Origin of the sequence: Pseudoalteromonas sp. 1_2015MBL_MicDiv (assembly GCF_002407505.1) — a bacterium.
Classification (GTDB): domain Bacteria; phylum Pseudomonadota; class Gammaproteobacteria; order Enterobacterales; family Alteromonadaceae; genus Pseudoalteromonas; species Pseudoalteromonas fuliginea.
The window spans coordinates 1329345-1353686 of the sequence record NZ_CP012737.1; the positions used below are offsets into that span (position 1 = coordinate 1329345).

General features: G+C 38.6%; 17 protein-coding genes and 8 tRNA genes. 21 read left to right on the forward strand and 4 right to left on the reverse strand.

What is annotated here, in order from left to right; translation table 11 throughout:
* Positions 1 to 264: 264 nt before the first annotated feature.
* From AOR04_RS06095 to AOR04_RS06140, 10 genes are all read left to right on the forward strand, one after another.
* Positions 265 to 340, forward strand: a tRNA-Ala gene (locus AOR04_RS06095).
* Between the two features lie 37 nt (positions 341 to 377).
* A tRNA-Glu gene (locus tag AOR04_RS06100) sits at positions 378 to 453 on the forward strand.
* A gap of 144 nt (positions 454 to 597) precedes the next feature.
* Positions 598 to 673, forward strand: a tRNA-Glu gene (locus tag AOR04_RS06105).
* 93 nt (positions 674 to 766) lie between these two features.
* Positions 767 to 842 (forward strand) — tRNA-Glu (locus AOR04_RS06110).
* 181 nt (positions 843 to 1023) lie between these two features.
* Positions 1024 to 1099 (forward strand) — tRNA-Glu (locus AOR04_RS06115).
* A gap of 92 nt (positions 1100 to 1191) precedes the next feature.
* Positions 1192 to 1267 (forward strand) — tRNA-Glu (locus AOR04_RS06120).
* Between the two features lie 90 nt (positions 1268 to 1357).
* Positions 1358 to 1433, forward strand: a tRNA-Glu gene (locus tag AOR04_RS06125).
* A gap of 183 nt (positions 1434 to 1616) precedes the next feature.
* A tRNA-Glu gene (locus AOR04_RS06130) sits at positions 1617 to 1692 on the forward strand.
* Between the two features lie 34 nt (positions 1693 to 1726).
* Positions 1727 to 2077: a hypothetical protein gene (locus AOR04_RS21570; protein ID WP_157770537.1), complete on the forward strand. Its 351-nt coding sequence runs from the start codon at positions 1727 to 1729 to the stop codon at positions 2075 to 2077.
* 8 nt (positions 2078 to 2085) lie between these two features.
* A complete protein-coding gene (locus AOR04_RS06140; protein ID WP_008137432.1) occupies positions 2086 to 2352 on the forward strand; it encodes a DksA/TraR family C4-type zinc finger protein in 267 nt (88 codons plus the stop codon).
* A gap of 292 nt (positions 2353 to 2644) precedes the next feature.
* Here AOR04_RS06140 and gloA read toward each other — a convergent pair whose 3' ends face one another.
* On the reverse strand, positions 2645 to 3031 hold the full coding sequence (gene gloA / locus AOR04_RS06145) for a lactoylglutathione lyase (RefSeq protein ID WP_007378595.1): 387 nt from the start codon (positions 3029 to 3031) through the stop codon (positions 2645 to 2647).
* A 674-nt stretch (positions 3032 to 3705) separates the two neighbouring features.
* Here gloA and AOR04_RS06150 point away from each other — a divergent pair.
* The 11 genes from AOR04_RS06150 to AOR04_RS06200 all read left to right on the forward strand — a co-directional run bounded on the left by AOR04_RS06150 (position 3706) and on the right by AOR04_RS06200 (position 21402).
* The gene (locus tag AOR04_RS06150) at positions 3706 to 4584 is read left to right on the forward strand and encodes an NAD(P)-dependent oxidoreductase (protein ID WP_002962960.1); all 879 of its coding nucleotides are present in this window, start codon (positions 3706 to 3708) and stop codon (positions 4582 to 4584) included.
* A 147-nt stretch (positions 4585 to 4731) separates the two neighbouring features.
* Positions 4732 to 6990: a polysaccharide lyase 6 family protein gene (locus tag AOR04_RS06155; RefSeq protein WP_096792778.1), complete on the forward strand. Its 2259-nt coding sequence runs from the start codon at positions 4732 to 4734 to the stop codon at positions 6988 to 6990.
* Between the two features lie 5 nt (positions 6991 to 6995).
* Positions 6996 to 9215, forward strand: a complete 2220-nt coding sequence (locus AOR04_RS06160; RefSeq protein ID WP_096792779.1) for a heparinase II/III domain-containing protein — start codon at positions 6996 to 6998, stop codon at positions 9213 to 9215.
* Positions 9216 to 9220: 5 nt separating this feature from the next.
* Entirely contained in the window at positions 9221 to 9565 is a 345-nt protein-coding gene (locus AOR04_RS06165; protein ID WP_002962963.1) for a cupin domain-containing protein, read from the forward strand.
* 2 nt (positions 9566 to 9567) lie between these two features.
* Complete coding sequence (locus AOR04_RS06170) at positions 9568 to 10875, forward strand: MFS transporter (protein WP_096792780.1); 1308 nt, start codon at positions 9568 to 9570, stop codon at positions 10873 to 10875.
* Between the two features lie 74 nt (positions 10876 to 10949).
* The gene (locus tag AOR04_RS06175) at positions 10950 to 11882 is read left to right on the forward strand and encodes a sugar kinase (protein WP_096792781.1); all 933 of its coding nucleotides are present in this window, start codon (positions 10950 to 10952) and stop codon (positions 11880 to 11882) included.
* A 229-nt stretch (positions 11883 to 12111) separates the two neighbouring features.
* A complete protein-coding gene (gene eda, locus AOR04_RS06180; RefSeq protein ID WP_096792782.1) occupies positions 12112 to 12729 on the forward strand; it encodes a bifunctional 4-hydroxy-2-oxoglutarate aldolase/2-dehydro-3-deoxy-phosphogluconate aldolase in 618 nt (205 codons plus the stop codon).
* 14 nt (positions 12730 to 12743) lie between these two features.
* Positions 12744 to 13826 carry a class II fructose-bisphosphate aldolase gene (fbaA, locus tag AOR04_RS06185; RefSeq protein ID WP_096792783.1) on the forward strand — a complete coding sequence of 361 codons (1083 nt, stop codon included), beginning with the start codon at positions 12744 to 12746 and terminating at the stop codon, positions 13824 to 13826.
* Positions 13823 to 14785 carry a class 1 fructose-bisphosphatase gene (locus AOR04_RS06190; protein WP_096792784.1) on the forward strand — a complete coding sequence of 321 codons (963 nt, stop codon included), beginning with the start codon at positions 13823 to 13825 and terminating at the stop codon, positions 14783 to 14785. The genes fbaA and AOR04_RS06190 overlap by 4 nt, the downstream gene beginning before the upstream one ends.
* Before the next feature lie 459 nt (positions 14786 to 15244).
* A complete protein-coding gene (locus AOR04_RS06195; RefSeq protein ID WP_096792785.1) occupies positions 15245 to 17977 on the forward strand; it encodes a poly(beta-D-mannuronate) lyase in 2733 nt (910 codons plus the stop codon).
* Between the two features lie 386 nt (positions 17978 to 18363).
* Positions 18364 to 21402 (forward strand): TonB-dependent receptor, encoded by a 3039-nt coding sequence (locus AOR04_RS06200; RefSeq protein WP_096792786.1) that lies wholly within the window; start codon positions 18364 to 18366, stop codon positions 21400 to 21402.
* 283 nt (positions 21403 to 21685) lie between these two features.
* On the opposite strand, the gene AOR04_RS06205 is transcribed toward AOR04_RS06200, so the two are convergent.
* From AOR04_RS06205 to AOR04_RS06215, 3 genes are all read right to left on the reverse strand, one after another.
* Entirely contained in the window at positions 21686 to 22426 is a 741-nt protein-coding gene (locus AOR04_RS06205; RefSeq protein WP_096792787.1) for a FadR/GntR family transcriptional regulator, read from the reverse strand.
* A gap of 554 nt (positions 22427 to 22980) precedes the next feature.
* On the reverse strand, positions 22981 to 23448 hold the full coding sequence (locus AOR04_RS06210) for an OsmC family protein (RefSeq protein WP_007378953.1): 468 nt from the start codon (positions 23446 to 23448) through the stop codon (positions 22981 to 22983).
* An 81-nt stretch (positions 23449 to 23529) separates the two neighbouring features.
* On the reverse strand, positions 23530 to 24087 hold the full coding sequence (locus AOR04_RS06215) for a GNAT family N-acetyltransferase (protein WP_096792788.1): 558 nt from the start codon (positions 24085 to 24087) through the stop codon (positions 23530 to 23532).
* Positions 24088 to 24342: the final 255 nt, after the last annotated feature.

The following is a 24342-nucleotide window of genomic DNA, read 5'->3' on the forward strand; positions in this document are numbered from 1 at the left end:
CTTTGATGAAATTTTGTTTCATTAAATGGGGGAGTGGGGGCTATTGAGTATTCGTTGTAATATAGTGATGTTATTATAAGCAGTAGGGTTAGAATCTTATTCAAATTGTATTTTTTAGCACGCTTGATAGCCAGTTTGTTGAAAATTAAACCATTTAAATAAAGCTAGGTAAAAAACTGTTGACTTTATTTTGGGTGGTGCATAGAATGCGCCCCGCACTAAGCGATACACGATGTGTTCATCACGACGGGTATTGATTAAGTTGGGGCCATAGCTCAGCTGGGAGAGCGCTTCGCTGGCAGTGAAGAGGTCTGCGGTTCGATCCCGCATGGCTCCACCAAAAATTAGTGTTTTGTCCTAGGGTAGCAGTTTTCTGTGTCCCCATCGTCTAGAGGCCTAGGACACCGCCCTTTCACGGCGGTAACAGGGGTTCGAATCCCCTTGGGGACGCCACTTAACTTTTATTAGTTAAAGGCGGTTTTACCGAGAAAATAGCGTCACAATTAAAGCTCGAGTCTTTACTTGTATTAAACGCAATTACCTTAAAGCTCATGATGTGAGTTAAACTTATCAACTGTCCTAGTGACACATTTATGTGTCCCCATCGTCTAGAGGCCTAGGACACCGCCCTTTCACGGCGGTAACAGGGGTTCGAATCCCCTTGGGGACGCCACTTACTTATTTTTAATAGGGAAGTGAAGTGTTATTAAGAAAGCTCGCCTGAAACGAGTCTAAAAATTCAGTTGTCCTAGTGACACATTTATGTGTCCCCATCGTCTAGAGGCCTAGGACACCGCCCTTTCACGGCGGTAACAGGGGTTCGAATCCCCTTGGGGACGCCACTTACTATTTTAAGTATTGTGTAAAGCAGTGTGACACCGCACTCTCTATGCACGATGTTATCAAGAGTACTAATCTCTTGGGGACGCCACTTACTTATTTTAATAGGGAAGTGTAGTGTTATTAAGAAAGCTCGCCTGAAACGAGTCTAAAAATTCAGTTGTCCTAGTGACACATTTATGTGTCCCCATCGTCTAGAGGCCTAGGACACCGCCCTTTCACGGCGGTAACAGGGGTTCGAATCCCCTTGGGGACGCCACTTACTTATTTTAATAGGGAAGTGTAGTGTTATTAAGAAAGCTCGCCTGAAGCGAGTCTAAAAAATCAGTTGTCCTAGTGACACATTTATGTGTCCCCATCGTCTAGAGGCCTAGGACACCGCCCTTTCACGGCGGTAACAGGGGTTCGAATCCCCTTGGGGACGCCACTTACTTATTTTTAATAGGGAAGTGAAGTGTTATTAAAGCTCGCCTGAAACGAGTCTAAAAATTCAGTTGTCCTAGTGACACATTTATGTGTCCCCATCGTCTAGAGGCCTAGGACACCGCCCTTTCACGGCGGTAACAGGGGTTCGAATCCCCTTGGGGACGCCACTTACTTATTTTAAGTATTGTGTAAAACAGTGTGACACCGCACTCTCTATGCACGACGTTATCAAGAGTACTAATCTCTTGGGGACGCCACTTACTTATTTTTAATAGGGAAGTGTAGTGTTATTAAGAAAACTCGCCTGAAACGAGTTAAACTATTCAGTTGTCCTAGTGACACATTTATGTGTCCCCATCGTCTAGAGGCCTAGGACACCGCCCTTTCACGGCGGTAACAGGGGTTCGAATCCCCTTGGGGACGCCACTTACTTATTTAATAGGGAAGTGAAGTGTTATTAGTGTTGAAAAATCCAAAAATCCAAAAATCCAAAAATCCAAAAATCCAAAAATCCAAAAATCCAAAAATCCAAAAATCCAAAAATCCAAAAATCCAAAAATCCAAAAATCCAAAAATCCAAAAATCCAAAAATCCAAAAATCCAAAAATCCAAAAATCCAAAAATCCAAAAATCCAAAAATCCAAAAATCCAAAAATCCAAAAATCCAAAAATCCAAAAATCCAAAAATCCAAAAATCCAAAAATCCAAAAATCCAAAAATCCAAAAATCCAAAAATCCAAAAATCCAAAAATATTCAGTACTTATAAAGATTCAATTTGGTAGCATAAATTTAAACATCCAACTTTATTAGGAGGATTTATGGCAAGTGGATGGGCACGAGACGGTGCAATTCAAGATCAAATTGATGCAAGTGTTAACGACGCCGTGCAGTTTGCAAGAAGCAATTTAATATCTGGCGCAAGTGCAGAGCTATGTGATGAGTGTGATGAGAAAATCCCACAAGCACGAAGGCTCGCGTTACCTGGAGTGCGTTATTGTGTTGCATGCCAAGCTGCAATAGAAGGTAATGATACTAGCGCTAAATCGTTTAATAGACGTGGCAGTAAAGATAGTCAGTTGCGTTAAAAAGGTGCTGAAAAGCACCTTTTATTTAATACCAATCTAAATAAGTATTTGAAAATTTATAAAATTAAATCCCTCCATAGTTATACCAACCAGCATAAATCTTTGATCAATTTAACGAATTAAATTGCACTATAACGTCGTTGAAAATTTTCATTTAGAACAACTAGATACAAAAATTTTTACCTAGTTCTAGCGTAATTTTCTTAACGTTAAATAGACCCCATATATAAGCAGACTAGCATTAAGCAAATTGTTATAACTTGAATTAGTTGGTAGGTAATTTAAGATTCACTCATATTTTTTTCTGAATTAACTCAATTGCATAACCATCAGGGTCTTTTACAAAAGCAATTTCAGTAGTACCACCTTTTACAGGCCCAGGTTCACGGCTTACATTGCCACCGGCAGCTTTAATATCAGCACATGCTTTGTAAATATCATCAAACTCAATAGCAATATGGCCATATCCATTACCAAGGTCGTAGCTATCTTCGTCCCAGTTATAAGTTAGTTCTAACACTGTGTTATCTACTTCATCGCCATATCCAACAAAAGCAAGCGTGTATCTGTATTCACTGTTATCGGCTCTGCGTAATTCCTTCATACCTAGTATTTCAGTATAAAAAGCAATTGATTTATTCAAATCGGCTACACGCAGCATAGTATGTAATAAGCGCATTTTTACTACCTTAGTTTCATTTATTAAGCTGTTATTTACTGCACAGTGTATGAGCTTTATGCGCTTTTGCAATAGATGAAGGCAAGCTGGGCAAATAAAATCGGTTGAGCTAATCCTGTTACAACATTTATTTATTGATTTACTTTATTTTTGTCTAATATAACAAGTTTAACAGTGAAAGTTTGATTATTGGTCAACCTGTGAATGGTTATGAAAACATTTAAATATTTATTGGAAATTATTGCTTGAAATATGGTTTTTATTAACCAAGTTGTTGTTATTAAGTAACTTAGTTGTTTTTGGTTTAATGCATTGTAAATTGACATGTTTTACAAAGTTAACTTATTGGTTGACAAAATTACTGTATGGTAATAAAGTTTTTGCATACCAATTGGTAACCTCTGTTTTCAGGGGGTTAAATATGTTGGTAAATTATCAGAGTAATACTTAGTCGTAGTTAATATATAACCAGTAATGTTTCAGCCAAATAAGACAACTTATTTATAGGTAGAGTTATTTTATATAGCAAAATTGCAGAACATAGATGGTTTATTTCATTAGCTTACTAAGGGTTACTCTACTGAATTAAAATAAAGACAGAGCGTACCTATTTTATGGGGTAAATCATTACTCATACTCATAAAAGTTTGCGCCATCATATCTAGGAGTTATTCATGTCAAAACCTGTTATTGGTTTCATTGGTCTAGGCCTTATGGGCGGCAATATGGCCGAAAATTTACAAAACAAAGGCTATGAGCTAATTGTTATGGACCTTAGTAAAGATGCGGTTGCAGCATGTGTTGCTCGAGGTGCAAAAACAGCAAGCACTGCAAAAGAGCTAGCTGAAGGTTCTGATATTGTTATGTTTTGTCTTACAACGTCTGCCGTTGTAGAAAAAATTGTTTACGCAGAAGACGGTATCCTAGCGGGCATTAAAGAAGGTGCAGTATTAGTTGATTTTGGTACTTCTATCCCATCATCTACGAAAAAAATTGGTGCTGATTTAGCAGCTAAAGGCGCAGGCATGATCGACGCGCCACTAGGTCGTACACCAGCACATGCTAAAGACGGTCTTTTAAACATTATGGCTGCAGGTGATATTGATACATTCAATAAAGTTAAACCAGTACTGGAAGATCAAGGTGAAAACGTTTTCCATCTTGGCGAGCTAGGTGCAGGCCATACAACTAAGCTTATCAACAACTTTATGGGCATGACGACAGTATGTGCTATGTCACAAGCATTTGCAGTGGCAGAGCTTGCTGGTGTTGACCGTCAACAACTTTTCGACATCATGTCGACTGGTCCATCTAACTCACCGTTTATGCAATTTTGTAAAAACTATGCAGTTGATAATGTTAGCGACCTTGGTTTCTCAATTGCTAATGCAAACAAAGATTTAGGCTACTTCCTACAAATGGTAGAAGACCTAGGTACTGAATCAAAAATCGCTGAAGGTTCATCAGCTAACCTACAAGCAGCGTTTGACGCTGGTATGGGTCAAGGTAACGTTCCTGAAATTTTTGATTACTTCAAAAAGTTAGAAAAGTAATACTTCTCGACCTTATTGAGCGCTTTAAGTTTTAACTTAAGGCGCTTTAACACACATGACACCAATTGACTAAAGTCTTTGTGTAATGTCAGCTTTTTTAGATTCTGATGAAGCATTACTTTCAGTCACAACGAAAAAGAGTTAACTATGCGTTTGATTAATACAATAAAGCTTAGTCTAGTTCTCATCGGTTGCATATCCACACAAATAGCGGCCAAAGATTATTTTATAGAAAGTAAACAAGCTTTTAATGATATCGCAGCCAATCTAGTTGCTGGCGACAAAGTAGTACTTAGAAATGGTACTTGGTCTGACTTCGAAATCCTACTTGAAGGCCAAGGTACAAAAAACTCTCCTATTATATTAACCGCTGAAACTAACGGAAAAGTAATTCTATCAGGTCAATCTAACCTAAGACTTGCAGGTAAATATCTTGAAGCCTCAGGTTTAGTATTTAAAGACGGCTACACACCGAGCTCAGCTGTAATAGAATTTCGTAAAAATAAAAATGAATTAGCCTACAATTCACGAGTTACTCAAACAGTAATCGATAATTACAGTAATCCAGACAAACGAGAGTCTGATTATTGGGTTGCCTTATATGGACAGCATAACCGCTTTGATCATAGTCATTTAGTTGGTAAACGAAATAAAGGTGTGACAGTTGCTGTTCGTTTAAACACTAAAGCAAGTCAGGAAAACTATCACCGCATAGACAACAACTATTTTGGCTACCGTCCTACTTTTGGTTCGAACGGTGGTGAAACCCTGCGTATTGGCACCAGCCACTACTCACTAACTGATTCGCATACATTGGTTGAAAATAATTACTTTGAACGTACCAATGGTGAAGTAGAAATTGTTTCGGTTAAATCAGGCAAAAACATCCTTCGTAATAACGTATTTTATGAAGCGCGCGGTACATTAACGCTGCGCCATGGTAATGGTAATCTTATAGAAGAAAATATTTTTATTGGTAATGGTGTTGATCACACAGGTGGTATCCGCGTTATCAATAAAGATCAAATTGTAAGAAATAACTACCTACAAGGCCTAACAGGCTATCGTTTTGGCAGTGGTTTTACTGTGATGAACGGCGTACCAAATTCATCTATTAATCGTTATCACCAAGTAGAAAATGCGACGATTGAAAACAACACATTTATAAATGTGCGTCATATTCAACTTGCTGCAGGTAGCGATGCTGAGCGTAGCGCAACCCCTAAAAATAGCGTAATGAAAAACAACTTAATCATAAATCAAGATGGTGAACAGCCATTTACAACATTCGACGATGTAAGCGGGCTGGTACTAAGTAACAACATTGCAGATACAAAAGTGCTTTCTGAGCTAACGTACGGTGTAAAAAAAGAAAAAATCACGCTTGAAAAAGCAAGTAATGGTCTACTTTACCCAACATCTAAAAGTTTAAATGTAGGTGCAAAGCGCGATTTAAAAGTACTTAAAAAAGAAGATACCGGTGTTAGCTGGTATGCAAAAGTACCTGCTTTAGTTGATTTTGATTCTGGTAAGACACATTCTGTTAAAGCTGATGTAAGTGCATTACTAGACGCTATTGATAATGCAGAGTCTGGCGATGTTCTAGAACTAGCGCCTGGCCAATATGATGTTTCTAAACTGGTTAAAATTGATAAAACGTTGACAATTAAAGCGAAGCAGAGCGCAAAGTCTAAACTTACTTTTCAACGCTCTACCTTGTTTGAAATACATGATGGCGGCAGCTTAAAACTAGATGGTTTATCAATTTCAGGTGAAAACGCGCCAGATGCAATAGGTAACAGCATTGTTCGTACGCAAAAATGGGGTATGGTTGATAATTACCGCTTTGTAATGACCAACTCACAGTTAAATGCTTTAGATATTAATCATTCATTCCATTTCTTTATCACTGGTAAAGGTGCAATGGCTGACGAAATTATTGTTACAGATAATACCTTTAATGCAGTAACTGGCGATATTTTACGTTTAAATACTGAAATTGAAGACTTAGGTGTTTATAACGCGGAATACGTTATTGTCAATAATAATACATTTAATGATGTAAAAGGCGGCATAGTTAAGCTTTACCGTGGTGGTTCTGATGAAAGTACATTTGGCCCCCATTTTGAAATGACAAATAACACGCTTAATAACGTCGGCCTTGGTAAGCGTAACAAAGAGCAAGCGAGCATTTATGTTCACGGTGTTCAGGTTACTAATATCAAAGATAATAAATTTGTTAAATCTGCTCCTATTGTTGTAGAGCACACAGTAGGCGAGCCTAAAACTGAAATCTCAGACAATATATTTGATGCAACTAAAGCACCAAGTGTTAAAGAACTAAGAGTTAAAGGCCCACACACGGCAGTATTAAAAAACAACAACATTTTAAAGAAGGCAGGGTAAATACTATGTACTTATTAAAATGCCAAACAGGTTTTAAAATAGCGGCTGTAGCAGCACTTACATTACTTACATCATTGGGTGCGCATGCAGCGCACCCAAACTTAGTAATTACTACTGATGATGTTAAGCAAATGCGCCAAGCAATAGGCAGCGAAGGTAAATTTTCTACTGCGTTTGAGCTATTAAAAGCGCAAGTAGACGAACAAATAGCTCAACCAATTGCGGTACCTGTACCAAAAGATGGTGGTGGTGGTTATACACATGAACGCCACAAAAAAAATTATCAGCTTATGTATAACGCAGGAATCATTTATCAACTAAGCCAAGATGATAAATATGCAAACTATGTACGCGATATGTTGCTTGAGTATGCAAAATTATACCCAACGCTTGGTCTGCATCCAAAACGTAAAATGGACTCGCAAAATCCAGGTAAGTTTTTTTGGCAAAGCCTAAATGAAGCAATGTGGCTTGTGTACACAATACAAGCTTATGATCTAATTCATGACTCGTTAAATGCCGATAACATTAAAACAATCGAGAATGACTTACTCCGTCCTGTTTCGTTGTTCACGTCTGTAGGCCAACCCTCTACATTTAATAAAGTACATAACCATGGAACATGGGCAACAGCGGGTGTTGGCATGGCAGGGTATGTATTAGGCGAATCTGAGTGGGTAGAAAAATCATTATACGATTTAGAAAAGTCGGGTAAGGGTGGCTTTATTAAGCAGCTAGAGATGCTGTTTTCACCACAAGGTTACTATAATGAAGGTCCTTACTATCAACGCTTTGCACTATTACCCTTTGTAACGTTTGCTAAAGCGATTGAAAATAACGAACCACAACGAAAAATATTTGAATATCGCGATGGCATATTATTAAAAGCGATTGATACGACGATTCAACTTAGCTACAACGGTTTGTTTTTCCCAATTAACGATGCAATAAAAAGTAAAGGTATCGATACTATTGAGTTAGTTAATGGTGTAACGGCAGCCTATGGCTTAACCAACGATGCGGGTTATTTAGATATTGCTAAGCAACAAGACCAAATAATTCTCTCTGGTGATGGACTAAAAGTAGCTCAAGCACTTGATAACAACATGGCAAAACCTTATTCGTTTAAATCTGTTGCCTTCGGCGATGGTAATGACGGTAAACAAGGTGCTCTAGTTGTAATGAGAACGCAGGTAGGTGGCGATCAAGCACTGCTATTTAAACCTGCTGCACAAGGCTTAGGTCACGGTCATTTTGACAAACTAACATGGCAATTTTACGACCACGGTAATGAAATTGTATCTGATTATGGCGCAGCACGTTTTTTAAATGTAGAAGCTAAATACGGCGGTCGTTATTTACCTGAAAACGAAACTTACGCTAAACACACTGTTGCGCACAATACGGTAGTGGTTGACGAAACAACGCATTTTAATGCAAATGTTGAAGTAGGAAATAGTAATTACCCTACACTTAACTTTTTCGAAACAAATGAATACGGCACGATTTCAAGCGGCGAAATAAGCACAGCTTATAACGGCGTTGATCTTGAGCGTACGCTTGCACTTATTAACTTACCTGAACTACAAAGCACAGTTGCACTTGATATATTTGATGTTGCTGCAAATAAAGCGCATCAACTTGACCTGCCTTTGCATTATAAAGGTCAGCTTATCGATACTAGCTTTGAGTTAAAAGCAAATGCAACACAACTGTCTGCGCTAGGTACTAAAAATGGCTACCAACATCTATGGCTTAAAGCTCAAGCGCAACCTCAAAGTGGTTTAGCTAAAGTAACGTGGCTAAACGAAAATGGTCGCTTTTATACGCAAACGAGCTTGGTTAAAGGTGATGAGTCTTTCTTATTTACTCAAATAGGCGCAAACGACCCTGATTTTAATTTACGCAACGAAAACGGTTTTATTCGTCGTGTTGAGGGTCAAAAAAATCATAAATTTATATCAGTATTAGAGCCTCACGGTGAATACAACCCAAGTAAAGAATATACCTTAGAAGCTGTTAGTAGAGTTACAAAGCTTGAATATAGTCAGCAGGGCGATTTAACACTTGTTGAACTTGATATTAAAGGCAATTCGTATTTAGTGGCTATTAACAAAGTTGCTGAATCAGCTAAGTCTGGCACACACACATTCAATTATCAAAATAAAGAGTTCACTTTAAATGGCCGATTAGGCGTTTATATGATGAACAATAATCAGGAGTAAACAGGATGCAAAAGCAAAGCGCAAACTTTTCATTTGGCAACGAGACCGAAATTGAAGATTTAGGAAATGGTCTAAAACGTCAAATGCTAGGTTATAACGAAGAGCTAATGGCCGTTAAAATTTGGTTTGAGAAAGGGGCTATTGGTTATAACCATGCTCACAGACATTCTCAAGTAACGTATGTTGTTGAAGGTGAGTTTCACTTTAACATTGATGGCGTAACTAAAATCTTAAAACCGGGTGATAGCTGCTTAATCCCTCCATTTGCTGATCATGGTGCTACCTGTCCAACAGGCGGAATCCTGATTGATACCTTTAGCCCAGCGCGTGAAGACTTTCTTGAGGATTAATTATGCAACTTAAAGGCTTACGTTGGTGGGTTATAGCGCTAATTGCGCTAGCGACCATTATTAACTATATAGACCGCCAAGCACTTAGTGTGCTTTGGCCGGACATTGTTGAAGATTTGTTCCCTGATGAATCAGCATTAGAACGTAAACAAATATACGCTAACATTTCAATTGTATTTGTATTTGCTTATGCATTTGGTCAGGCCATATTTGGTAAAATATTTGACTGGGTAGGCACACGCTTCGGTTTTGTTTTATCGATAGGTGTTTGGTCTATTGCCACCGTTGCGCATGCATTTGCACAAGGTGTACTTAGCCTTAGTATTTTTCGCGCAATCTTAGGTGTAGCAGAAGCCGGTAACTGGCCGGGAGCAGCTAAAGGTAATGCTGAATGGTTTCCAACTAAAGAGCGCGCCTTAGCACAGGGTATTTTTAACTCTGGTGCCGCAATTGGTGGCATTATTGCTATTCCTTTAATTGCTTATTTAACTATCTACTTTAGCTGGCAAATGGTGTTTGTTTTTGTGGGTGTATTAGGTTTTCTTTGGTTAGTGCCTTGGTTAATTTTAGTTAAAGCGCCGCCTAGCTCTCATCCTTGGCTTACTGCCGAAGAACGTGAATATATCTTAACAGGTCAAAGACGTGTTGATGATAACGGCGATGTAACTGGCGAAGATGAAGAAGAATATAATCCTTCAACGAAAGAGTTACTGTCTCGTAAGCAAAGCTGGGGTGTAATTATTGCCTCTGCTGCGATTGACCCTATTTGGTGGTTATTTGTTTTTTGGATTCCTATTTACTTAAACGAAGTATATGGCATGGATGTTAAGTCTATTGGTATATACGGTTGGGTACCTTATGTTGGCGCTATGTTTGGTGCTTGGTTTGGTGGCTTATTGGCTCAAAACCGACTTAAAGCAGGCTGGAATACAGACAAAACACGTAAGCTAACTATTACGCTGGGTTGTTTAATTATGCTACCTGCGTTACTTGCAATGGCAAATCCAGGTGGACCAACAACTGCGGTACTAATTATGGCTGTTATCTTATTTGGTTTTCAAACTGCAATTGGTAACGTGCAAACACTACCAAGTGATTTGTTAGGCAAAAAAGCGGTAGGTACATTATCAGGTTTCTCTGGTATGGCGGCAAAACTTGGCGCTGTAGGCCTTACATCGCTTGTGCCTATTCTTACTGCTGATGGTAACTATACGCCAGCATTTGTTATTGGTGCTTCTTTAGCCATTATAGCAATGGCCGCTGTTTGGATTTTAATTCCAAAAATAGAACCTCTTAAAAAGCCTCAATAATCTAGATAATAACTGCTATGCCAACATATTTTGTATAAGCGCATAGCAGTTAACTAAATAGGGTAACTTCCAAGATGAAAAATATTTACTTTATCGGTGAATGCATGGTCGAGCTTAGAGCTATGAGCGCAGCCACACTACACCAATCATTTGCAGGCGATGTTTATAATTCTGCAGTGTATTTAAAACGTTGCTTCCCGCAGGTTACTACTTCGGTTGTTACGGCTTTAGGTCAAGATAATTTAAGTAAAAAAATGCAAGAACGCTTTGAAAGTGAACAAATAAATACACAACTCGTATTTGCTCACGATACCAAAGTACCTGGCATGTATTACATAGAAACCGATGAGCATGGTGAACGTAGCTTTATTTATTGGCGTAATGATTCTGCAGCTAAAAAGGTTGTTGATTTTTTAGATGCTGATGCGCTCGAGCAGCTTAGCCAAGGTGATATGTTTTTCTTTTCAGGAATTTCATTAGCAGTAATTGAAGAAAGTGCACGTGAGCATTTTTGGAAAGTTGTAAAGCAGCTCAAAGATGCTGGGGTTAAAATAGTTTTTGATCCTAATTACAGAGCGCGTTTGTGGAATAGTGTAGAGGAAACAAAAGAGCAGTATCATTTAGCTTTTACGCTTGCAGATATCACCCTACCAGGGGTTGAAGATTTAACAGCACTTTATGACGTACATAGCGTAGAAGCGGTTGTTGAATATTTAAAACCTTACCAAATTGAAGAAATTGTTGTTAAAAATGGCCCTAAATCGGTAGTGACAAAAGAGGGCGATACGCTTCAAAACCACACCATAATACCGGTAACAAATGTTGTAGATACGACATCCGCAGGCGATGCCTTTAACGGTGTTTATTTAGGTGCTCGTTTATCTGATAAATCAATTTCAAGTGCTGTACAACTTGCTGCAAAAGCAGCAGGTGCTGTTATACAACAGCCAGGCGCAATTGCTCCAAAAGATATATTTCAGCTAGCAATGGCTGAAGCTGGGAGCTGATACCAATTTTATTAAAAACATGATCACCTTAGCGTATTAAATAACTCACTAACTACGTTAAAAATTATTTATATAGAGCAACTATGTATCATAATTTTAGCCTTGTTATTGAGCTATTTTCTTGTCGCTATAATAGCTCATTAATTTAATGCAATTGGTATAACAAAATAATCAAACATTAAAGGCCGTTATACCTCGGCCGCATTACTTTTTATAAAGGAACAAGGTTATGACTCGCTTTTCTAAACTTATGTCAGGACAAACACTGCTACCTATAATTCAAGCTGATACGCCAGAGCAAGGTGTTCAAATAGCAAAAGCCATGGCTAACGCGGGCCTTACTCTAGTTGAAGTAGTACTAAGAACAGAGGCATCAATAGAGGCATTAAAAGCTATTAAAGCACAAGTGCCTGAGCTAAAAGTAGGTGCGGGTACAGTCATAAATACTGATATTTTAGAGCAAGCACTTGAAGCGGGTTCTGACTTTATTGTAACGCCAGCGGTGTCTCCTGCATTACTTACAGCGTTTGCTAAATGTAATGTACCGGTACTTCCTGGTGTATCAAACACCGGTGATATTTTAATGGCGCTTGAATATGGCTTTGAAGAGCAAAAATTATTCCCGGCTTCGCTTGCCGGTGGAGCACCTTTTGTATCAGCTGTGTCGTCAGTATTTAGAGCAGTCAGCTTTTGTCCTACAGGTGGTGTTAGCGAAAGTAACAAAATGGACTATCTTTCTTTAAATAATGTATTCGCCGTTGGCGGTACTTGGATAGCGAAAAAAGAATGGGTTGAACAAGAAAATTGGCAAGCAATTACCGATTCTTGTATCCAAGCTTTAAAGTAGAAAGGATCTGATAAATGAATTATTTAGCCCCAACAATACTGCCAGGCGTAATCGTTGGCGACGAAGTAAGTGCTGTGTATGAACACGCACGTACTAACCAATATGCGTTACCAGCGGTAAATGTTGTTAGTACAACATCTATAAATGCGACGCTAGAAGCTGCTAAAAAGAAAAACTCGCCCGTTATTATTCAGCTTTCTAATGGTGGAGCTCAATTTTTTTGTGGTAAAAGCTTATCCTTACCAGAGCAACAATCAGCAGTGCTTGGGGCGGTAAGTGCTGCAAGATATGTACATTCAGTGGCAGCACATTATGAAGTGGCAGTGATGCTTCATACTGATCATGCAGCTAAAAAGCTACTACCTTGGATTGATGGTTTGCTTGATGAAGGTGAGAGACACTTTGAACTGACTGGCGAACCACTGTTTAGCTCGCATATGATTGATCTGTCAGAAGAGTCTTTAGAAGAAAATATCGAAATTTGCGAACGTTACTTAATGCGTATGGCAAAAATAGGTATGACGCTAGAGATTGAGCTTGGCTGCACGGGCGGCGAAGAAGACGGTGTTGATAACTCACACTTAGATAGTTCTGCTTTATATACTCAACCTGAAGATGTTGCATTTGCTTACGAGCGTTTAAGTCGTATTAGCCCTAACTTTATAATTGCGGCATCTTTTGGCAATGTTCATGGTGTATATAAACCGGGTAACGTTGTTCTTACGCCAACTATTTTAAAAGATTCACAAACTTACGTATCAGAAAAATTTAATCTACCAAGCAACTCAATTAACTTTGTATTTCATGGTGGTAGTGGTTCTGAGTACAATAAAATTGCAGAGTCTTTAACCTATGGCGTAGTGAAGATGAATATTGATACCGATACGCAGTGGGCGTGTTGGACAGGTATTTTAGATTACTACAAAGACAAGCAAGCATACCTACAAGGGCAAATTGGTAACCCTGACGGGGATGATAAGCCAAACAAAAAATATTACGACCCTCGCGTATGGCTGCGTCATTCAGAGCAAAGTATGGTTGCAAGGCTAGAGCAATGCTTTGACGATCTAAATTGTGTAAATAGGTATAGCGTATGAAAAGATTAAATACAGTATTGAAAGAAGACGGTGTAAATACCGACCTTATTTTACTTATTCGCACAATTTTAGCGACCAGTAAAGAGATAGCTTTTCGAGTAAGCCAAGGTGAATTAGCCGGTGTTTTAGGTTCAACATTGAATGAAAACGTTCAAGGTGAAGTTCAAAAAAAGCTTGATGTAATCGCAAATCAACTACTTAAAGACATACTACTTGACGATAGCAGCGTACGAGCAGTTGCATCAGAGGAAGAAGATCATGCGGTAGGTGGCCATCCTGAAGGTCAATTTATTGTTGCTTTTGACCCGCTAGATGGCTCTTCTAATATTGATGTTAATGGGCAAATAGGCACTATATTTACTATTTACTTAGCCCGTGATGATGTTCCTTTTGACAGCGACGAGCAATTTAGTCAGCCTGGTATAAATCAAGTATGTGCAGGTTATGTGTTATACGGCCCTTCATCATTACTTGTAATGAGCACTGGCGGGCCAACACGTTGTTATACATTAGACTCAACACACGGCGGTTACTTACTGACAAATAAGCAGTTAAGTGTGCCAGAGCAAAGTCGTGAATTTGCCGTTAATATGGCTAACTACCGTTACTGGGACGAACCAACACAAGTGTATTTTGATAAATTGCTATACACCTGTGAAAACTTCGAAAAAAGCTCAATCCGTTGGAATGCAGCGATGGTCGGCGACGTTCATCGTATTTTATGCCGAGGCGGTTTATTTTTGTATCCACAGGATAAACGTATCGGTAACGATAACGGAAAAATAAGACTGCTTTATGAAGCAAATCCGTTAGCACTTTTAGTTGAAAACGCAGGTGGCAAAGCAACCTCTAGAGGAGCGCGAATTTTAGATATTGCGCCAACTAGCTTGCATCAACGTGTGCCTGTTGCTTTAGGCTCGAATGAACCTGTGGAATTTTATAATAGCGCTATGTTATAAAACAGCACTCAACAAAAAAGGGGCAAGAAAATTGCCCTTTTTTTACCCTTATTTTTCATTTTCTTTGTAAATAATCCTTTCTATGCAAATTCACTGCATTTCTTAATTTTTTATAGTCTTCAAGTAAGAATACTTCACATATTAAATAAATCTTATTTACTTAATCCCGAGTAAAACCAATTTTTTACTCTAGGGTTATGTATTTTCCTAGTAATTATGCACGATTGAATTCAATTTTTGACTAGAAATAACAGCGTAGGGTTAACTGTATGTTCATTTATTGTTATTTAATTCGGTGGGTATAGTGGAAAAAGTTATTTTATTATGGTTATATTACCAAGTTGGTTAACAATTCATTTGCAATTTAGATGGGTTTGGTAATAAGCGCACGATTTATTTGGTAACACACACAATAGATAGCCAAATATTAAAACTATAAATTTGGAGAATAGAGCCACCATGAAATTAAAACACTTTGCACTATGCGCTATTGCGATGGCAATAGTTGGTTGTGACACAGATTCAAACAATAATGACAACAACTTGGGCTCTATTGCTCTAACCGGAACAGTAACAAGTGGGCAAACATTAACAACGGCCGTTAGTGACCCAGATGGGATATCGGGTGAAATTACATATTTTTGGTATGCAGATGGGCAAGCTATTGAAGGGGCTAAAAGTTCATCATTTACATTAACGGATGACCAAATCGGCTTATCTATTACTGCACAAGCACTTTATACCGATGATGATGGCATTAATGAATCACATATCACAGAACCAACCGCAGATGTTGCCGCAATTGCATTCCCTGCAAGCTTAACCATTACGGGTGACGCGCTAGTTGGTTCGCAACTAACTGCCAATGTAGCTGACGAAAATGGTTTTGATGGCGATACAGTAACTTATAAATGGTTTGCGGATGATGTAGAAATTGCAGATGAAGTACTTTCAACGCTCACGTTAACAGACGCACAATTTGGTACGGTTATTACTGTTAGTGCATCTTTTGAAGATGATCGTGGGTTTGCTGAATCTGTTACTTCAGCCAGTACAGAGGTTGTAGCACGAACAAACTCAGAGGGTGAAGTGATAATTAGCGGCACGCCAACTGTTGGAAACACATTAACAGCAGAAATTAATGATACCGATGGAGCATCAGGAGATATTACTTATCAATGGCTTGCTGACGCACAAGAGATAGATGGCGCAATAGAGAGCACCTTTGCAGTTGATGCATCACTTTTAGGTCAAAAAATAAGTGTGCAAGTTGCTTATACAGATGATAATGGATTTATCGAGGATAATACATCAGAGGAAACAATTGCTGTTTCTGCTGTTGCGGTTGACGAAGCCGGTAGCGTAGCCATTATGGGAGTAGTGCCTTATTTAACAAGTGGTGAGTTAACCGCTGAGATAACTGATAACAACGGTGTTGAAGAGGCTAACGTTACTTATACTTGGTCTGCTGATGGCGTTGAAATAGCTGGCAGCAATAGTAAAACATTTACACCTTCTGCTTACGCAGGCTCAATAATGTCAGTTACAGCTACGTATACAGACAACGATGGCTTTGCAAGTAGCGCTACAAACTCACTTGACACAGTGGTTTACACACAATTAGTTACTAGCCCTGAAGCACTCCTTGGTGCTATAAGTGGCGGTTTAGCTGATGGCGATGTTATTGGCTTAAACACCGGTGTTTATGCTGATATGGACGCAATTTTATTAACCAGTGCAGTAACACTGCGCGCTGTAGAAGGGCAGAATCCGGTACTTAGCGGGGAAGTATGTGTACATGTTGCCAACGGCGTTGACGGCGCTGCATTAACAGGGCTTACCTTTAAAAACATAGACACTAAAGCGGGTGCATTTTGTGAAACCGAAGAAGAAACTGTAATTTACTCAGAGGGCGATAACTTTATATTTTCACAAAATACTATGGATGGAGAAGACACTTCACTTAATAACGCTAAATACAATTGGATAGTGTTAAAAGGTAAAGGCGCACTAGTGGAACGAAACACGTTTACTAACCGAAATACGGTAGAAGAAGGCTCTGTGATTAAAATGTCATCTTCAAGCTCTGATCACACTATTCAGTATAATTTATTCAGTGATAGTAATAATCCAAACTTTGCTGAATCAAGCTTACACCTAATTAATGCTGGTAATACAACGGGCGCTGACGCGGCAGAAAACGCTAATTTTACTATTCAATACAACAGGATAGAAAACTTTGTAACAGGGCGTCGTTTAATCAAAGTGCAAACATCTGGTGCAACTATCAAAGGCAATACAATTGTAAATCCTAATGGCGGTATTTCATTAGAAGATGGAGGATTTAACAGTGTCACAGATAATGTGATTATTCGTACTACGGATATTGCTAGCTCAGATGATAGACCGAGCGGTGTGTTAATTACACCACTTGGACATACCGTTAGTAATAACTATATTGCAGGTATTCGCTCTGATAATAAAGAAGCGGGTGGCATAGTGTTTACAGCTAATCCCTTTTCGCAAGACGATGGCGGCGTACCAAAGTCAGGAAATCAAGCAGTGCTAAATGCTGCTGGTGACTTTACACTTAACGTTAAGAACAATACGGTATTAAACTCTCAACAACCCATAGTGTTCAGTACTGAGATCGGCTCTAAAGCACCAGCAAGTGATTGTGATGAGTTAACCGCAGTGAATGCGCCAGTGCTATATGGTCTAACCAAAAATGCGTTTGTTATCAACTTTGATGGAAATTTAATTGCAAACGGTTTAGGTGATCAATCTAGTAGCGATACAATTGCCAGTAGTGCATTAACACAAGGTTTATTTTACCCATATACACTTAGTAGTGACCATGCTTTTGAATATGACTGCGACTTAATTAATCATACTTCATCGGTATTAAGTAACAACTTTGGTTATACGGATAGTCGAGTATCAGGTGATGCAAGCGGCGACTGGGTTGAAATCAGAAAACTAAACGGTAATGGTGCATTTGATACTGATGGAGCTATCGACCAAGACCCAGCAACTAATAATAAAGAAGTGCTAGAGTATGTTACAGCAACAAGTACGCTAATAGAAACATCGCCAACTGGTGCGCAGGTTTTGGCTGGTGCTAGGGGCCTTCATTATATTCAAACTTCAGAAGTGGGTGTTGGATCTACTTGGAAAATACAAAACGATTAATTTGTAGTAAAACGTTTAATCGGTGTTTTGATTAAAAACTTACTAATTTTTTAGCCCCAATTTTGGGGCTTTTTATTTCCTCCCAAATACACCCCTCAAATCTGCGCAGCAGGTAAATTGACTCCCAATAGATAGACACGCCCAGACGCATGTTGCGTTTATAAGCAAATATTTTATTCGTAATACTTGTACCAACAACCTATTTTACCCCTTGGTAATACCTATAAAATAGAATTGGTCTTAACGCTGGTAATATTTAAGTGTTAAATTGGTTGATCAAGTGACTTCAGTTGAGTATATTAAATACAGGATTCACATTCTATCTACACAAGCATAACAAGCGACACATAACTAAAACACACTACAACAACCAACGGAGAATTTTAATGTCGTTGAAGTCAGAAAATAATAATTCGATAGCGGGACCATTTGTACTAAGTCCAATAGCAAAATGGGTAAGAACAGCGGTAATTGCTGGTATGGCTGGTTCATGTGCACTTACTGCGCAAGCTCAGGAAGCTGAAAAAAAGGTTACTGAAGTTGAACCTGATGTTGAAATCATTAGCGTTACAGGTACACGTAAAACAATACAAGATCAGATTGCTATTAAACGTGAGTCTACCACTGTAGTTGATGGCCTTTCATCAGAAGACATTGGTGATTTACCTGCACTGTCTATCGGTGAAGCGCTGGAATCAATTACAGGTGCTGCATCTCACCGTGAAAATGGTGGCGCAACAGAGATTACTATTCGTGGTCTTGGACCATTTTTAAGTGCCACTCATATCAATGGCCGTGAAGCAACCAATGGTGGTGGTGACCGCTCAGTTAACTTTTCACAGTTTCCATCAGAGCTCGTAAAAAAAGTAGCTATCTATAAAACGCAAGATGCATCAATGATTGAAGGTGGTGTTGCAGGTGTTATTGCTCTTGAAACCGTAACCCCTCTCGATTTTGGTAAGCAACGCGTATCAGGGGAAGTTAAATTAAACTATAACCCTGATGAAAGTAATGTAGAAAACTCATTACAAAGCGATTTAGGTTATCGTGGTACGTTTAGTTATGTGGACCAGTTTGAATTTGATAACGGCCAAGCCGTTGGTGTGTCTTTTGGTGTACAACGCCAAGATATTAGCCAACCAGAAGCTGAATATAGAAGCTCAAGCCCGTCAGGCTCTTCATTATGGGCGTGTTTAAACGATCCTAACAATACCAATGAAGGTTTTTATCGTAGCAGCGCAGGTGACTGTGAAGATCAAGTTAGTGGCAGTAGTAACCAAGGTTACGATACAGATATTGATTCTGAAACCGGCAAAGCAAAAAGTGATGGTACGCCTTATGCGTGGACTGGCAGTAGTCGCAGTTTTCGTCAAAATGAAACATCGGATGAGCGTGACGCAGCATTTTTTGCATTGCAATACCAGCCTTCAGATGCGTGGGATATTAATTTTGATACGCAAATTTCAGACAGAACACAAAAAGAAGCGCGCCACGATTTAATTTTTTTACAAAAACGCGCAACACCAGGTATTACTGGCCCCACACTTGTTACTAACGATGTAGGTGGTATTTTACATTGGGAAGGCGAGGAGCGCATTGAGTCAGCGGGTGAGCAATTTTCTCGTGAAGAGAACTACCAAGGTTATGGTTTAAACATTGAACACAATGTAACTGACCGATTAACGGTTAATCTTGATTTAGCGTATTCAAAAACAGATCGTGAAGAACTACAAATTTCAAACCGCGGTAGAACATCGGATCGTAATTTTTTCTCTTGGGATTTGGGCGATGAAATTCCTCATTTCACATTAACGGATTTTAATGTTACAGATATTTCTAATTTTACTGACAGTTTAAGAACACGTTTAGATCGTGAGAATGTTCGCGAAAATGTAATAAAATCAGCGCGTTTAGATTTTGATTATGAATTAGATAGTGGTATGTTCACTAAAATTGAAGGGGGTATCAGAACATCTGAGCTTTCTTTCATACAATTCGGTGGCAGCCAAGGTAATGGTTCAAGAAACGAATACACAGTAGGTGACGATACGGCACTTGAAATTCTGCAAGGCTGTCAAATAGACTTCCCTGAATCAGACTTTTTATCAAGCGTGTCTGATGGCAACATTGTAACCAATGTTGATAGTGATGGTAACGTTATTGGTTCAGGTACAGGTGCTTCGTGGGCAACCTACGACAACGTCTGTTTTTCGCAAGCAGTTGCAGCAACTGATGCCGATTACAACGGTGTGTTCGCCTATCCTGACGTTGAATACCAAAATACTGGTACTGTCGATGTAACGGAAAAAACCACTTCAGCGTATTTAATGGCTAGTTACGATACAGAGATGTTTGGTAAATTTATACGTGGTAACTTTGGTCTTCGTGTAGTAGATACTGAAGTAACATCTGTTGGCTTCAGAACAGATTATTCTGTTGGTACGGATGCAGACACTGGATTTCTTGAATTGGTATCAGATTCTACAACACTTGATAAAATTCAAAGCGGCTCTAGTTATACCAAATATTTGCCTAGCTTTAACTTAGTTGTAGATTATAGCGAAGATATATTATTGCGTGCGGGTATTTACCGTGGTATGTCTCGCGCAGACCCGTCAGATTTGAGCTTTAACCGTGAATTTTCAACGAACAGTAACGATGATGGTGCAGCCACTTCACTTTCTGATTTAGTCGTAGGTGTAAACGGTTCTGGTAACCCTGCCACTCAGCCATTAATGTCATGGAACTATGATGCGGCGGTGGAATGGTATCCGAATGAAGATTCGATTGTAGCGTTTAGTCTATATTACAAACAGTTCCAAGGCGGTTTTGAAAAACAAACTATTTTAGAAGAGTTTATAATAGATGGCGAAAGTATATCTCTGCCTATTACTAACTCTGTTACATCAGACGATGACAGCGAAATAGTCGGTCTTGAAGCTTCGCTTTCTTACCGCTGGGATAATGGCTTAGGTGTAAAGTTTGGTTATAACTTCGCTGACACTGATTTTGAATTTGAAGATAGCTTATACGGTGATACATTCACTACTGACCTTGATGGTAATACAACACAATTAACGGAAGGTATTGTTGAGCCAGGTTCAGTTCCTGGTTTTTCTAAGCATGTATTTAGTAGTCAACTTTACTACCAAATTGGCGACTTTGATACTGCGGTTATTTACAAATACCGTAGTGAGTATTTCCAACCTTATACAAGTAATGGTACTCGTTTACGCTATGTTGACGCTGTAGGTGTGTGGGAAATGCGTGCATCGTATAAAATCAATGAGCACTTTAGAATCAAAGCTGAGGCAATTAACTTATTTAGTGCACCTAAATCACAAGACTTCTTTGTTGAAGATAATTTAGGTGAAGTGAATGATTATGGCCCACGTTTATTCTTAGGCATGAGCTTTAAACTTTAAACTATAAAGTTAGAAATAGAAAAGGCGGTTTACCGCCTTTTTTCTATTTTTATCATTCTAAAGCTAGGTGAGTTTGTGTATTAACTAAGCTGAACTCTGGTTAAGAGATTTATTATACCAATCTGCTTATATATGGGTCTATTTAACGTTAAAAAATTACGCTGAACTAGGCAAAATTTTTGTATTTTGTTCTAAATGAAAAACTTTTAACGACGTTATAGCGCAATTTAATTCGTTAACTTGCTCAAATATTTATGCAAGTTGGTATTATTCAGAGTTCAGGTTATTTAGTTAAGTGAGAAATTGAATAAAGCCCACGAGTTTCATCTGTTTTTCGTCTTACTTCTTCCAATGCTTTAGCTTCACTTGCTTCAAATAATGCATTGATCAATCTATTAAAGTGATTATGCATCGCCTTTCTTGCGGCGGATGGGTTTCGATCAGCTATTGCATCATAGATAGTGGTGTGCTCAGCCAAACGCTGATTTATATTTTGCGAACAAACACCTTGGTGAGCTAATAATATTTGTGGTTCTGAGCGTCGTAACTTCCAAAAGTTATTAATGGTGAGTGCTAGCGCTTTATTACGAGTTGCTTGTGCGATAATTTCATGGAAAAGTTGATCTGCTTCATCAGCTTTGTCAGAAAATTCCATGTCTATTAGTGTTTGCTTAAGTGCTTGTAGCTCACTATCTAAAATTTTAGAGGCTGCTAGAGCTGCAGCTTCCGATTCGACTAATGCGCGTGCCTGAGTTAGTTCAAATGCACTTATTGGGGGAATTAAAGACGCTGTTTTTTTGCTACTAGTAACAAATACACCCGATCCAGTTTTTACTTCAACGCGCTTTCTAACTTCCAGCGCAATAATAGCTTCACGAATAGTAGGGCGACTAACATCGTAAACTTCTGCCATTTCACGCTCTGCAGGCAAACGGCCACCTACTGGATAAATACCTTGATCAATTAAGGCTTCTAGTTTTTCTACAACCATCCAGAAACGTCTGCGCTTTTTAACATTTTGCATTACTTAATCTCTCAAAGTGGGGAGGTTTTGTTAACTTTAAACTCAAATTTTATGCTGCTTATAACGTAAAGAAACACAGTTAAAGCTTGGCATAATTAATTTTTATTATAAATACGAAATTTTAGTAGTCAAAATAATAAGTATTAGTCTAACTGTAAGCCAAGGAATTATCTTATTTTTCTTTTAAAACAGAGCATAAGCTAATTTACGATTTTTTGTTATTGATAAAACTTTATTTTATGGCGTTTTGTCTTTAAATTCACATAAATCGTATAATCCGACAACAATCTTGCTTACAGGCAAGAGGGTGTATGGTGAGTACAATACTCATCAGTGTTTTATATAAGCTGGTTAATACTACACAGGCTACTTTGTAAACTTTAACAGCATTTTTACTCAAGGCGAAGTTAGCACGATAAAATGCGAAAATATGCATGTTTCAGTGATTACAGGCCAGTGCATAGTCTCAAAATAGCAGTGGATAAACTCATTAACCCGACAGTTAAAACGACTAAAAAGAGTCATGAGTTGTCGGTAGTATCTAAACTTACTAGTTAAACTGAAATTTCCGTAACAACTTCAGTTTTTACGGAATTAGCTATAAAACATTGTTCATGGGATTGATGATGCATTTTCTCAAGTTGCTCCATTGTTGGTTTCTTATCGCCTGAAAACTGAACATGTGGTTTAAGTGTGACTTTAGTCATTGAAATTTTACCATCACTATCTTTTTCCATAATACCAACTGCCTCGTCTACATATGAGTCAACTACATACTTTTTTTTGGCGGCAATAGATAAAAAGAATAACATGTGGCAACTAGAAAGTGATGCAACAAAAGCCTCTTCGGGATCGACATTTTTTTCAATTGAATAAGGTAATGGAACAACATGAGGGGAAGATGAAGCTAGTACGGTTTGACCGCCATCGAAAATCCATTTATGCCCACGGCTATATTTATTATCAATATAACTTTCATTATTTTCTCTTACCCAATTAATTTTGGCAAAATATTCTGACATATACACTCCATGTTGATGGACGTAGCCTAAGGGATAACTTAAATAGCCTCAACGTCTTGTGAATAAAAATTGTAAACATATTTATATAGGACTGAACTCTGAACGGAGTAAGCCGAAGCACTTGAGGTCATGAAATTTATTTTTCCAAAACCCACACTCACGTCGAAGTCCTTCTTCTTTAAATCCAAGCCGCAACAATAATGATTCAGATGCGATATTTTCAGGTATCGTATCAGCCTGAATTCGGTTTAACTTCCCACAAGCTAATATTCCAGAAAAACCAGCATCAACAATTGCGCGGACTGCTTCCACAGTATAGCCACATCGCCAAAATTGAGGGTGTAGCTCGTAACCAATTACAGCATTACGCATTTTACTGTTCCACGAATTAAACCCGCAAGTGCCTATCAATTGTCCTGTTGGTTTTAATCGGATGGCCCATCTGATGCCTTGCTGTTCGTGGTATCTTTCATTAAAAAGGTTAATCAAATTAGCAGCTTGATTGTGTTCACGAAAAACATTTAAATCATAGTATTCGATTACAGATGGGTTAGAAAATAAATTGAACAACTCAGCTTCATCTTCAACACGAAGCTCTGTGAGTAATAGCCGATCAGTTTCAAGTGATGGAAATACCATCTAAATTCCTTTTATAATAAATTAATTGCACATGTATCTGTTGATGCTGCGCTCATGCTTTTAGTTTTCTTTAGTGTCAATGTCAGGCCAGTTTTTGGCTGTGTTCACTCGCTGCGAGCTATAACAAGTTTGTGGTTTGTACCTACGCATAACCAACCCTGTATGGCTCAGATATTGATCATCCCCAATACGAACCCAGCCATACTCCCATCTATACATTGAACCGTATACCAAAAGGCATCGATTATGTCGTTA

Bases quoted from the DNA above. Each gene is read 5' to 3' on its own strand.
- AOR04_RS06140 (WP_008137432.1), top strand. From the start codon at position 2,086: ATGGCAAGTGGATGGGCACGAGACGGTGCAATTCAAGATCAAATTGAT.
- gloA (WP_007378595.1), bottom strand. From the start codon at position 3,031: ATGCGCTTATTACATACTATGCTGCGTGTAGCCGATTTGAATAAATCA.
- AOR04_RS06150 (WP_002962960.1), top strand. From the start codon at position 3,706: ATGTCAAAACCTGTTATTGGTTTCATTGGTCTAGGCCTTATGGGCGGC.
- AOR04_RS06155 (WP_096792778.1), top strand. From the start codon at position 4,732: ATGCGTTTGATTAATACAATAAAGCTTAGTCTAGTTCTCATCGGTTGC.
- AOR04_RS06160 (WP_096792779.1), top strand. From the start codon at position 6,996: ATGTACTTATTAAAATGCCAAACAGGTTTTAAAATAGCGGCTGTAGCA.
- AOR04_RS06165 (WP_002962963.1), top strand. From the start codon at position 9,221: ATGCAAAAGCAAAGCGCAAACTTTTCATTTGGCAACGAGACCGAAATT.
- AOR04_RS06170 (WP_096792780.1), top strand. From the start codon at position 9,568: ATGCAACTTAAAGGCTTACGTTGGTGGGTTATAGCGCTAATTGCGCTA.
- AOR04_RS06175 (WP_096792781.1), top strand. From the start codon at position 10,950: ATGAAAAATATTTACTTTATCGGTGAATGCATGGTCGAGCTTAGAGCT.
- eda (WP_096792782.1), top strand. From the start codon at position 12,112: ATGACTCGCTTTTCTAAACTTATGTCAGGACAAACACTGCTACCTATA.
- fbaA (WP_096792783.1), top strand. From the start codon at position 12,744: ATGAATTATTTAGCCCCAACAATACTGCCAGGCGTAATCGTTGGCGAC.
- AOR04_RS06190 (WP_096792784.1), top strand. From the start codon at position 13,823: ATGAAAAGATTAAATACAGTATTGAAAGAAGACGGTGTAAATACCGAC.
- AOR04_RS06195 (WP_096792785.1), top strand. From the start codon at position 15,245: ATGAAATTAAAACACTTTGCACTATGCGCTATTGCGATGGCAATAGTT.
- AOR04_RS06200 (WP_096792786.1), top strand. From the start codon at position 18,364: ATGTCGTTGAAGTCAGAAAATAATAATTCGATAGCGGGACCATTTGTA.
- AOR04_RS06205 (WP_096792787.1), bottom strand. From the start codon at position 22,426: ATGCAAAATGTTAAAAAGCGCAGACGTTTCTGGATGGTTGTAGAAAAA.
- AOR04_RS06210 (WP_007378953.1), bottom strand. From the start codon at position 23,448: ATGTCAGAATATTTTGCCAAAATTAATTGGGTAAGAGAAAATAATGAA.
- AOR04_RS06215 (WP_096792788.1), bottom strand. From the start codon at position 24,087: ATGGTATTTCCATCACTTGAAACTGATCGGCTATTACTCACAGAGCTT.